Origin of the sequence: Trichocoleus sp. FACHB-591 (assembly GCF_014695845.1) — a bacterium.
Classification (GTDB): Bacteria; Cyanobacteriota; Cyanobacteriia; order FACHB-46; family FACHB-46; genus Trichocoleus.
Genome location: NZ_JACJPA010000110.1, coordinates 122098 through 134630, shown reverse-complemented (window position 1 = coordinate 134630; position 12533 = coordinate 122098). Strand labels below are relative to the sequence as shown.

Annotated in this window: 8 protein-coding genes; 5 read left to right on the top strand and 3 right to left on the bottom strand. The window is 51.3% G+C overall.

Translation table 11 applies throughout. The features are described from left to right. Positions 1-70: 70 nt before the first annotated feature. Together H6F90_RS24015 and H6F90_RS24010 are read right to left on the bottom strand one after the other, a co-directional pair. Positions 71-187: a photosystem II reaction center protein I gene (locus tag H6F90_RS24015; RefSeq protein WP_190433921.1), complete on the bottom strand. Its 117-nt coding sequence runs from the start codon at positions 185-187 to the stop codon at positions 71-73. Between the two features lie 246 nt (positions 188-433). Next, the gene (locus H6F90_RS24010) at positions 434-2269 is read right to left on the bottom strand and encodes a hypothetical protein (RefSeq protein ID WP_190554612.1); all 1836 of its coding nucleotides are present in this window, start codon (positions 2267-2269) and stop codon (positions 434-436) included. A 114-nt stretch (positions 2270-2383) separates the two neighbouring features. On the opposite strand from H6F90_RS24010, the gene H6F90_RS24005 reads away from it, so the two are divergent. The 3 genes from H6F90_RS24005 (at position 2384) to H6F90_RS23995 (ending at position 8882) form a co-directional block, all read left to right on the top strand. Further along, positions 2384-5578: an alpha-mannosidase gene (locus tag H6F90_RS24005; RefSeq protein WP_190554611.1), complete on the top strand. Its 3195-nt coding sequence runs from the start codon at positions 2384-2386 to the stop codon at positions 5576-5578. Between the two features lie 40 nt (positions 5579-5618). After that, entirely contained in the window at positions 5619-7037 is a 1419-nt protein-coding gene (locus H6F90_RS24000) for an S-layer homology domain-containing protein (RefSeq protein ID WP_370588080.1), read from the top strand. Between the two features lie 141 nt (positions 7038-7178). Continuing rightward, complete coding sequence (locus tag H6F90_RS23995) at positions 7179-8882, top strand: TrkA family potassium uptake protein (RefSeq protein WP_190554610.1); 1704 nt, start codon at positions 7179-7181, stop codon at positions 8880-8882. Here H6F90_RS23995 and H6F90_RS23990 read toward each other — a convergent pair. Then, positions 8879-9751 (bottom strand): MBL fold metallo-hydrolase, encoded by an 873-nt coding sequence (locus H6F90_RS23990; RefSeq protein ID WP_190554609.1) that lies wholly within the window; start codon positions 9749-9751, stop codon positions 8879-8881. The two genes, H6F90_RS23995 and H6F90_RS23990, sit on opposite strands and share 4 nt — an antisense overlap. A gap of 562 nt (positions 9752-10313) precedes the next feature. On the opposite strand from H6F90_RS23990, the gene H6F90_RS23985 reads away from it, so the two are divergent. Further along, positions 10314-10505, top strand: coding sequence for a DUF2949 domain-containing protein (locus H6F90_RS23985; protein ID WP_190433933.1), 192 nt, complete (start codon positions 10314-10316; stop codon positions 10503-10505). A gap of 92 nt (positions 10506-10597) precedes the next feature. Beyond that, positions 10598-12481 carry an ATP-dependent zinc metalloprotease FtsH4 gene (gene ftsH4 / locus H6F90_RS23980; RefSeq protein WP_190554608.1) on the top strand — a complete coding sequence of 628 codons (1884 nt, stop codon included), beginning with the start codon at positions 10598-10600 and terminating at the stop codon, positions 12479-12481. Positions 12482-12533: the final 52 nt, after the last annotated feature.

Here is a 12533-nt window from a genome sequence, read left to right as displayed (position 1 = left end):
ACAGCCCGGACACGTTACCTCAACCGTCTCAGAGGCAATTCTATGGCCTGAGGAATGAATCAGTAGCTGCTTATTCCAAATCCCGCCGACCAGGGTTGCGAGTAGGATCGCTGGATAGAAATCCAAACACAAATAAGCAGATAAAGAGTGTAACGACGATATAGACCACAATCTTGAGGGTTGCCATACCAAGACCTTGAGAGACAAGTCTCTCTAATCATATCGGAATGCTGCCTCAATTTTGAGTCTACTCAGCCGTCTTAGTAATCCTCAGTCTGGCTCCAGGCTTCAGTCAGCTTTGACGCCATTCCTGACTAGACGTTCCCAGCGGTTGAGACTAACCGATTTACAGCAGGGACTGCTTGGTTACATTAAGTCTTTTTGGGGCCTTCCTACAACTAGGTAAATGTAATTACTTTCATCAGAGCCAAGACTACTTGCGCCACAACTGTTGTAACCATTGCCCTGCTAAGAGCATGACTTCTTCGAGCCAAAGCATGGCGCGATCGAGCCAGCCGAGAATCCGCTCTAGAGGATGCTTGACGTAACCAAGTGTAGTGGCTTCTGCCTCAATCCAGGTATTGCTGAGTTCGCCGTAATCTTCAGAACGAGCCGCTAGCTCCGCACCGGACATAGCTAAGTTACTAGCGGTGAGCTGATCCCTGGTTGCAGTTGTGCCAGAGCCTACATGAGGCAATCCCGCTGACGTAGGGGTGCTGTAAGTTGCCCCAAAACCACGGTTCTGCAACGGAGTCACTGCAGTTGTCTGAGCAGATTGAGGAACTAAATCCTGGGATGAGCCGAGAGTTGTCACGATCGCGCCACCATCAGCTCGTGCATCACGATGCCAAAATCGGTTGATCAGCCTGGCCCATAAATTCTTAGCTGTCGTCATGGGCACTTGCAGTGCTGGTGACAAAGGAGCGGGGGAAACGATCGCCTGTTCGGGTAAAGCTTCTGATAAAGCATTCGGGGCAGCCGGGGGGCGATCGCGGGTAGCACTTGAGGTCTGACCGAAAACATCCTCATAGCTCAACCAAGGATCGGGGTGCCAGTCATAGTCGCCCGTCAACAAGCGATCGCGGTTGGCCTGATCTCCAGCCATTTGGGTTGGGTGAGATGGATTGCCTGTTCCTGATAAGCCTAGATGACGATCGCCAAAGAAGTAGTCAACTGCCGCCCGCAGCAAACTTTGTAGTGGCATGGGTGCCCCCGCAACTTGGGGAGCCATCTCAGGGTCCGCAGTAGAGCGGTTGAACGTGGGGAGCGAGACTAACTTGGCTCGTACCGTGCTGAGTAGCCCTTGCCCTCGTTGCACCAACGCATCAGTCAGTGTCAGCACTGGCGGTAAGGAGTGAGCCTCTAGCTGAGCGATCGCTTGGTCGAGAGGCGCTAGCGCTTCGTAGGGAATGGGTGGAATAGGCAAGATTCCAGCCGTGAAAGTCGCAGAACTACTAAAGTATGGCTCCTCTAAGTGGATGGGCTGGGCTACCGCAGTCGATTCTTGAAACCAGTTGAGCGCGATCGCCACAGGCCCAGTTTGTACCCAAGCCATCATCTGCCGCACTAACTGAACTGGCGGTAAAACTTTGGAGTCGTCGCTGGGAAGCGGGAGCGGGGAGCGCGATCGCTGGCGAACCAATATCTGTAAGTAGCGTTGATAGTGGCTGACTTCCCAAACAATGCGTTGGTAGAGCTGTTGTTGTTGCTCCAGCGTCAAAATATTCAGAATCTGGTTTTGGCAGGTGACTAAAACCAAGGTTCGAGTTTCTAGAGCTGTAGCCACCCCTTGAATTGCGATCGCTGACTGCTGGCCTAGTGCGACTGAAGTCTTGGTTGCACCGAGGGTTGCAGCAGCGGATGATTGGCTGGAGCGCACCACAGCCTGGCCCCGAGAAACCGCTAAACTGCCATTAGCTGCGATTGGGGGCACTACAACTTCTGGTAAGGCAAACGTTTCGACCACCTGTAAGACGTTACAAACCACTTGGTTCGCTGACGGTGGTTCTGAGCTTGCATCGCTTGCCACTGCCTGGGCTGCATCTAAAGAGGGTCGTTCAGTCTCAACCGAGGTTTGAATCTGCTTACCCACCAAGCGGGTGGCTTGAAACATAGCGTAGATCGGGTAAAGCAAAATTTGCGCTCCCCAAACCGTCGCGACTTTGGCATGTCGGAAGGCGCGATCGCACTGATCTACAAGCTCACGCGATTGCCGAGAGAAAAAGTTGAACAACCGACTTTGATAGCGACCAGAAGAGGCGGAGGACATGGCAGTTGTCAGCGGGGCGGCTGCTGTAAAGTGAGGATGGTGTACAGGCTGCCACGGCGTAGCGACTTCAGCGTGAATCAGGCTGTACAGCTAGTGACCTGATTCTATCTAAAGATGGCTGACCCAGCGAAACTCCAAGCCCAAATCTCTGAGGCAATTACTCAACTTCGGCAACTCACGCAGCTTAACGTCCAGACAGGCTGGCATCTGTGCGAGGAGGATTTAGCGATCGCTGAGGCCAATCAACCGCAGTACTGGCAGTCTTGGCCTTCGGTAACTCTCAATGCCAGAGAGCATGTTGCTTGGTCCCAAGGACGACAGGTCTTGTGGCTAGGTCAGAGCTTGGTGATTCCTGCTGACTTGCAAGGCTACCCGTTGGAGGGGCTAGTTTTGCGTTTGGCCCTGACTTGGTGGGCTGAATCTGCCCAGATTTTTGTTAATGGGCAGTTGGTGCAAGAAGGTGATTTGTTTGACTGCTCGGCCCGGATTTTGTTAAGTGCTGCGGCCCAACTTGGAGAAACCATCACCGTAGCTCTGCGCTTGGTTAGCCCAGGGCATGATGATGGAGCCTTGGTGCGATCGCTTTGCCTCTATGAGGTGGCATCTGGCTCAGCAACATCCAGTTCCGCAGCCTTGGGCGATCGCGTGGAACCAAGCTTCGTCGCTGATGAACTTGCAGTTCTCCAGCAGTACCTCACCGCTTTTGCGCCGGAGAAATTAGCAGATTTGGCAACCGCGATCGCAGAGCTGGATTGGACCACTCTTAGCCAGAGCGATCGCTCACCCAGCCCATTTGACCCATCCTTGCAGCAACTCCGCCAAACCTTGCAGCCGTACAGTGATTGGATCAAGCAACGCCAAATTTGCTTGTTGGGTCATGCGCATTTAGATTTGGCTTGGTTATGGCCTATGAGTGAAACCTGGGAAGCCGCTGAGCGCACCTTCAAGTCGGTGTTGCAACTCCAGCAAGACTTTCCAGAGCTGATTTTCTGTCATTCCACTCCGGCGCTCTACGACTGGATCGAAACCAACCGCCCTGCGTTGTTTGCTGCTATTCAAGCGCAAGTAGCAGCGGGACGATGGGAAACTTTGGGTGGCTTATGGGTGGAACCAGAACTCAATGTGGTCAGTGGGGAATCGATTGTGCGTCAAGTGCTGTACGGACAGCGCTACACCCAAGAAAAGTTCGGTCAAACTAGCCCAGTTGCTTGGCTACCCGATACCTTTGGCTTTTGCTGGCAGTTGCCCCAAATCTTAAGGCAAGGCAGGATTGAGTACTTCGTCACCCAAAAGCTGCGTTGGAACGACACCACACAATTCCCCTACGAAGCCTTTTGGTGGCGATCGCCGGACGGCACCGAAATTTTCAGCTTGATGTCCGCTTCGATTGGCGAAGGCATGGACCCGATCAAAATGACCCAGCACGCCTCGATGTGGGAAGCCAAAACAGGCAATCTCGAAACGCTGTGGCTACCAGGGGTGGGAGATCATGGCGGTGGCCCGACGCGAGACATGCTAGAAATGGCCCGACGCTGGCAAACCTCACCCTTCTTGCCGCAGTTGAAGTTTGCAACGGCAGAGGAGTATTTGGTGAAGGTGAGGAGTGAGGGGAGAGGGGAGAGGAGCCCCACCTGGAACGACGAACTTTACCTCGAATTCCACCGAGGCTGCTACACGACGCACGCACAGCAGAAGCACTGGAATCGGCGCTGTGAACAGTTGCTTTACCAAGCAGAATTGTTTGCCTCATTGGCAACGCTGACGGCTGGCGTTGCGTACCCGAAAGCAGAGATAGAGGCAGCGTGGAAGAAAGTGCTATTTAATCAATTCCACGACATTCTGCCAGGGTCGTCGATTCCAGAAGTATTTGTCGATGCTAACCAGCTTTGGCAGGAAGCAGAGCAGACTGGGCAAGAGGTACTACAGGCAAGCTTGCAAGCGATCGCCGCTTCCATTCAACTACCTGAACCGCCGCACTTTGATGCCCGACCAATTGTGGTGTTTAATTCCTTGAATTGGTCGCGATCGCAAGTGGTTTCGATTCCAATTCCATCGGGCACCGAATCAGGATGGCAAGTACACAACTCAGTGGGTAAAGCGGTGCCTTGCCAGGTCACAACCTATAACGAGCAAGGCGAATCAACGCCAACTCTACTGTTCTGGGCGAAAGAAGTGCCTAGCGTGGGATATTGCGTTTTCTACTTAAGTCCGCAAGCCATCGCCGAACTTTCTATAGCTGCTTTGCCCGCTGACGAATGGGTTTTAGAGAATGCAGCTCTGCGCGTAACCGTTAATCCACAAACAGGCGATCTAAAGAGTGTTTGGGACAAAGTTCAGCAGCGAGAAGTGCTAGATGGCGCAGGCAATCAACTCCAGGCTTTTCAGGACCAGGGGCAATACTGGGATGCTTGGAATATTGACCCCAACTATGCCCAACACCTATTACCATCCACCAAGCTGAAATCAATCCAGTGGCTCGATCGCGGCACATTATTACAGCGAGTGCGAGTGATACGGCAACTGGGCCAGTCAGAATTTTGCCAAGATTATATGCTGCCAGCCGACGCTCCGGTAGTCAAGATTGTCACCCAGGTTGACTGGCAAGAACGGCATGTGATGGTGAAAGCCGCTTTTCCCTTGACCGTGGCATCAGAGCAGGCCACTTACGAAATCCCTTATGGCGCGATCGCCCGCCCCACCAACCCCACAGAACCAAGAGATAAAGCCAAGTGGGAAGTACCCGCCCTCCACTGGGCTGATTTGAGTACTGATGACTATGGGGTGAGCCTGCTGAATGATTGCAAATACGGCTACGATGCCCAACCGAATCAACTCCGACTCACCTTGCTGCGGGGGGCAACTTGGCCCGATCCGGAAGCCGATCGCGGACAGCATCAGTTTACCTATACCCTTTACCCTCATGCGGGAACTTGGCAAACTGCCCAAACCGTTCGCCAGGGTTATGAGCTAAACATTCCTTTGCAAGCGATTTGGTTAGAAACTGAGCGATCGCTAAACTCTCCAGCAACCACATTGCCCACTGAAGGCCAGTTTTTAGATCTGCAATCTGAAAACCTGATTTTGAGCGCTTTCAAGCAATCCGAAGATCATCCGCAACAGTGGATCTTGCGGTGCTACGAGTGCCACGGCCAACCCGCCGAGTTAAGGCTAAAAAGTGATTTAGGCTTAGCGATCGCTCATCCCGTCAATCTTTTGGAGCAAGCGATCGAACCGGAGAACTCATCAGGAACGCTGCAATCCACCCAGATTGCTCCCTGGAAAATTGCTACTTTCAAAGTCTCCACCTAACCTAGAATACCTGTGTGACTAGCTTGGCAAGGAGATTGGTGTGGTTGTTGCAAGAAAGCCAGTTGGGTTGAGTTTAGTTGCTGCTTTAGGGGTAGCAGTAAATGCGATCGCACCATTTAGTGGCCTGTCTAGTGCGATCGCCCAAACAACTGGTTTTAGTGATGTACAGCCAAACAATTGGGCTGCTGCTTGCATTGGAGAATTAGCGCAACGGCAGATCATTAAGGGATATCCAGATGGTCGGTTTCGTCCGGCTGACCCGGTGACACGAGCAGAGTTTGCAGCGCTCTTGCGTCAAGGTTTTCCAAATCAACCGCAAGTCAGAGAGGCCATCGGATTTGTCGATGTCCCAAGCAACTATTGGGCTGCTGCTGCCATTCAGGAAGCTTATCGCCGGGGGTTTCTTTCCGGATATCCCGATCGCAAGTTTATCCCGACTCAATCAATTCCCCGTGTCCAGGCTCTCGTGGCGCTAGCGAGTGGCTTAAAATATGCGGCAACACAGCCAACAACAGCAGTTCTAAATGCGGCTTATGCAGATGCGGGAGCAATCCCAGACTATGCGCGCAACGCCGTAGCAGCCGCCACCGAGAAGAATTTGGTCGTTAATTATCCTAAAATTCAGCAGCTAGAGCCTACCCGCTTCGCTAGTCGGGCGGAAATAGCCACATTTTTATGTCAAGCGCTTCAGCCTGGATTGGTGCCAACGCAATATATTGCCAACACTCAGCAATTTTCGACGGAGACCAAGACTGCTGAGGAGGGAAATGTCCGGGTGCAACTGACCTATCGACCCCGTGAGCCTTTAGCTGACAATTTTCGGATTCAAATTAGTCGCAGCGGTCAGACAGTTCTAGAAGCAGCGATACCAGTAGACGAAGAATTGCAGCGCTTTTCTAATCTGGAAGTGCGGGATCTGGATGGCGATCAGGAACCAGAAGTCGTGGTGGATTTATTCAGTGGTGGCGCTTACTGCTGCACGTCTTCTTATATTTATGGCTACAATGCCACCCAAAACGCCTATCGGAACGTCAAGCAATTTTGGGGCAGTCCTAGCTATCGGCTCGAAGATTTAGATCAAGATAATTTGCCTGAGTTTGTCAGTGGTGACCCTCGCTTCGATGCTCAATTTACCGCTCACGCGGCTTCTGGGCTGCCGATCCAGATTTGGCAATATCGGCGATCGCAGATGCAGAATGTAACCCGCAGCTACCCTAAATTGATCTATGAAGATGCCGTGCAACATTGGCAAAACTACACCTTTAGCAAAGACCTTGGAGCCAGCGCCACTCGAGGGTTTTTAGCGGCTTATTTGGCAGATAAGCACTTGCTCGGTCAAGGACAAGAGGGGTGGCAGTTGGTGCAGCAGGCTTATCCATACGATGATCGCCGCCAATATTTCATTGACTTAAGAGATTTCCTGCAAAAGAACGGCTACATCACTACCACACCTCAATAAAGCGTGCCAAGACGAAACGTTCCAAGCCTCAAGAAGCTGACAAATCAACGTTTTGTAAACCCGTACTTTCAGCTACAGTCCTACGGCTGGTCCTAGCCAAGAATAGGAACTCAGACAGCTTTGCCAAGCTCCGGGTTCGCTATGGAATCTCGCATTATTGTTTGTGGTCTGGGTCGAACTGGCTATCAAATTTTCTCTTTGTTGCGGCAACAGGGCATCCCAGTTATTGGGATTCATGATCAACCCCTGAGCTTCGCCGACCCAGATGTGATTGTCGGGGACTTAAAGGCCACGCCAACTCTGATGGCTGCGGGCATTGAACAGGCGCATACGCTGGTAATTGCCAGCTCGGATGATGCTTTGAATCTGGCCATTTTGATGCAAGCTAGAGTCTTGAATCCTCACATTCGCGTGATCAATCGCTTGTTCAACACTAGTTTGGGCGATCGCCTTGACCACACGCTTACGCATCATGTCAGCCTCAGTGTGGCAGCTTTAGCGGCTCCTGTGTTTGCCTTTGCCGCGTTGGGCAGCCGAGCCATCGGGCAGTTGCGATTGTTTAACCAGACTTGGCCGATTCACGAAGAATACATTGATGAATACCATCCTTGGCAAGGCCGCAAACTCAGCGAGCTGTGGGATGAGCGATCGCGCATGTTGATCTATTACCTGCCGGCCGACAAACGGATGGACTTAGTCTCTGCGGTCATTCGAGGACAAGTTTTGCAAGTCGGCGATCGCTTAATTATTGGCAGTCAGCCGAATGCTAGCGTTCAAGCGGTGCGACGATCCTGGCGGCAGCGTGGCACTAAGCTGGTGAATAACTTACGCCAATTTCAGCGCTACGGTCAGTCAATGGTTGTCGTCACCTTGGTTTTGCTAGTGACGATTTTGATTGCCACACTCACCTATGTTTGTTTCAATCGCCATACCTCCATCATTGATGCCCTCTACTTCTCCGTCGGCATGATTACAGGAGCTGGTGGTGAAGAGCAAGTTATAGAGCAGGCTCCTAACAGCATTAAAGTTTTTACCGCGTTAATGATGTTATTAGGAGCGGGAGTGATTGGGATTTGCTATGCCCTACTCAATGACTTTGTGTTGGGCACTCGCTTTCGCCAGTTTTGGGATACGGTGCAAGTTCCAGCTCATCATCACTACATTGTCTGTGGCTTAGGCGGAGTTGGAATTCAGATTGTGCAGCACTTGCGGAGTTGTGGCTATGACGTAGTGGCGATTGAGCAGGATGCCAACTGTCGGTTTTTAAGCATTGCTAGAGCCTTGAAGGTGCCAGTCATTTTAGGCGATGCTAGTTTACCGACTACGCTTAAGGCAGCTAACCTGGCTCATGCCTCTGCCTTACTAGCCGTGACTAGCAACGATACTGCCAATTTAGAAATTGCCCTCACTGCTAAGGGTCTAACTCCCAAAAGTACTGCGATCGTGCGTTACCAAGATCCCACGTTTGCCCGGATGGCCCATCAAGTATTTGGCTTTGAAGCCGTCCTCAGTCCCACAGAACTGGTAGCTCCCACCTTTGCCGCTGCGGCGCTGGGAGGCAGAATTCTAGGCAACGGCATGACAGGGCATAGTCTGTGGGTAGCGTTGTCAACCTTGATTACGGCTGGACATCCTTTTTGCCACCGAGTTGTTAAAGATGCCGCTATGGATGCGGATTTCGTCCCGTTGTATTTGGAAACTGGGCAACGCAGAGTGCATGGTTGGGACTTACTCAACACCTGCCTTCAAACGGGAGATGTCCTGTACTTAACGATGCCTGCCACTCATCTCGACCAGTTATGCTCTGTCCCAGCCCCAGAAATGTCAGGAATGATGGTGCATTAGACCGTATCCATCCAAGCTAAACATTTTTGCATCTGCTGCTGCATGGTGGCGCGATCGCTGTGGTAGCGACGACCATGCCCAGGCAACACCCACTCAAAGTCATATTTAGCTAACTTGTGCATCGATTTCACCAGTTCTGGCCAGGAGTACCAGCACACATCTCTAAAGGCTACTAACTGCTGCCGGGACTCAGACCAAGCTAGATGATCGCCTGTGAACAAAAACCTATGGTCATAGAGCAGAACGGTATGACCTTTCGTATGCCCTGGCACAGGAATAATCAACAAATCAGGAGCTAATTGCACAGGTTCCGCACCCTTGAGCTGGATTTCTACATCCTGCGTCCCATGATTAATTTCATCTTGGTGCAAGATGCGATCGCAGCCAAAGTGGTCATGAAACTTACGATGGTCGGCCACATCATCTCGATGGGTTAGGTAGAGATAACGCACGCCACCGAGTTCTTCCAGTCGCTTTACCAATGGCGGCGCAAACCGGGGAGAGTCTACCAACACATTGCCTTCGGGTCGCTGAATTAAGTAACTAGCAGCCCCATATGAGCTTTCTGCGTGGTAGCCACAGTGGTAGACATTGTCTTCTAACTGGATTGGCAAGCTATGCTGAGCGGTTTTAATATCTGTGGGCTTCTCTACGGTGCCAATGGATGAGGTGGGGCAAGAGAGCAGGGCTTGCATGGCCCGCAATCGCTCAGTTTCATCAACAGGCTGGTGATAGACTACTGACTGCTCATCTTCGCGATGAAACACTTCCGGGGTCATCCAACGGCAGGTATCGCAGTCAATACAAGTTGTATCAACATAAAAATCACCGTTGATATTTTGGGGGTGGCGCTGCTGCAAATGAGCCATAATGGCACCTCACCGGGTCGGGTTATCTCTAGGCTAGATGGTGGGGTGAGGTTTGTGGGATGAAGGATTGCTGACGAAGCAAGCGAGCTAAATCTTAGTGAGACACTTGAGAACCAAGCCCTTGAGGGCACTTGCCCTCAAACTCCCGCTGAGGGACGGTTGCGTCCCCCAGACCCCCTCCAAACGAGGCTAAGTGTGAGCGTTTCGATTCTTTTGTTCTCTTTCATCCTTCATCCTTTCTATCTCCTCACTCCGCTCCCCTCACTCCTCACTAATGAAAAATGAGAGACCTGTTTACAAATTTGATACAGGAACCTTAATTTCTCAGTTCTGTCTCTTGGATGGGAATAGGACTGATCTTGAGGAAGAGTCGAGGGCTATAGCTGCTACAGTACATTGCAGTTCAAGCAAATATCGGAGCTGAAGTACGGAGATCCCCTCTGCCTTTGTGCTCCTGAAAGGCAACTGTTTCTTGTATAATTCAGCCATCAATTCTGAAAAATACTTTTCAATACTTAATATTTTTCTTCACATCCTTTAACAAAAAATCGCAAAAACCGTTATGGAAACTAGAAGATTGGCCCGATTGATTAAATTTCTGCGAGAGGAGTTGGCAGTACCCGCCGCTGCGATCGCTATTGGGTTACGCCATCGGGAGCAAGATATGAGCCAGCTACCGATGATTCTTTGGCAGTATGGGTTGATCACCCTTGACCAGCTCAATCGCGTATTCGACTGGATGGAAACGGTATAGCGGATAACCACCCCTTCAGCAGGTTTACCCGAACGCTCTTTGACTTCTAGAATTCAAGCAATTGCTTTAAGAGAATTCAAGAGCTTTCAGAAATGCCAATTAAAAAAGATCAGCCTCAAGCTCCCCGTTCTCGCCAAATTGGCAATATCTTGCTATTGCTATCAGGCTTATTTTTGTTGGTAAATCTATTTTTCCCGACTTTATTTGCCTCCCAAGTACCCCGAGTTCCATACAGCTTGTTCATTCATCAAGTTGATGAACAAGAAGTCGCTAGAGCCTCTGTAGGCCAAAACGAAATTCGCTATCAGTTGAAAGGAGAAGGTGACCAACAGGGTCAAGTTCTCAGCACTACGCCCATCTTTGACCTCAACTTACCTAAGCTTTTAGAAGAAAAAGGAGTTGAGTTTGGTGCGACTCCACCACCTAAGAATGGCTGGATCGGCACCCTCGTCAGTTGGGTGATTCCCCCGCTAATCTTCATCGGCATCTGGCAGTTCTTTATTGCTCGGAGTGGTGGTGGCTCTCAAGGCGGCGTGCTGTCCATTGGCAAGAGCAAGGCCAAAGTTTATGTGGAAGGTGAGTCTGCCAAAATCACATTTGCGGATGTGGCAGGCGTAGAAGAAGCCAAAACTGAACTGGTTGAGATTGTGGACTTCCTCAAGACTCCCGATCGCTTCCTGCAAATTGGTGCTCGAATTCCTAAAGGTGTGTTGCTCGTCGGCCCTCCGGGTACGGGTAAAACTCTGTTGGCGAAGGCAGTTGCAGGTGAAGCAGGTGTGCCTTTCTTCAGCATCTCTGGTTCTGAGTTTGTTGAAATGTTTGTGGGTGTCGGATCTTCCCGTGTCCGCGACTTGTTTGAGCAAGCCAAGAAACAAGCGCCTTGCATCATCTTTATTGATGAATTAGACGCGATCGGTAAGTCCCGTGCCTCTGGTGGTTTCTACGGTGGCAACGACGAGCGCGAGCAAACCCTCAACCAGTTGCTCACTGAAATGGATGGCTTTGCGGCGGGTGGCGCGACTGTGATCGTGCTAGCGGCAACCAACCGTCCTGAGAGCTTAGATCCAGCGTTGCTACGCCCAGGCCGTTTCGACCGTCAAGTGTTGGTCGATCGCCCAGACTTATCGGGTCGCGAAGAAATTCTCAGAATCCACGCCCAGAAAGTGAAGCTAGGACCAGATGTGAATTTGCGAGCGATCGCCACTCGCACTCCTGGCTTTGCGGGCGCTGACTTAGCCAACTTGGTCAACGAAGCTGCTCTCCTCGCGGCTCGCCAAAATCGCCAAGCTGTAGCGCAAGAAGATTTTGCAGAAGCGATCGAGCGGGTGGTAGCAGGCTTAGAGAAAAAGAGCCGCGTCCTCAACGAAAAAGAGAAAAAGATCGTGGCCTACCACGAAGTCGGTCACGCTTTAGTCGGTGCTCTTATTCCTGGCAGTGGTCGAGTGGAAAAAATCTCGATTATTCCACGCGGTATGGCAGCGCTGGGTTACACCTTGCAGCTTCCTACTGAAGATCGGTTCTTGATGGATGAAGGAGAACTGCGCGGTCAAATTGCCACGTTGCTGGGAGGTCGCTCCGCTGAAGAGATTATCTTTGGCAGCATCACCACAGGCGCTTCTAATGACCTTCAACGCGCTACCGATTTGGCAGAGCGCATGGTCACAACCTACGGTATGAGCAAAGTACTTGGGCCGCTCGCCTATGACAAAGGTCAACAGGGCATGTTCCTAGGGGGCGAGGGCATGAATCCTCGCCGCATGGTGAGCGAAAAAGTGGCCGAAGAGATCGATCGCGAAGTTAAGGACATTGTCGAAACGGCTCATCAACATGCCCTCGACATCTTGAACCAAAACCGAGACTTATTGGAGGCGATCGCCACTCAACTCCTCGAAACAGAAGTGATTGAAGGCGAAACGCTGCACAAGCTCTTAAGTCAAGTCAAATCAGCCGACAGAATCCCTGCTGGCGTTGCTTAAGGCTTTTCTAGTTAGCTAAACCCAATAACTCAATAACTTATCAGAGGCTGAA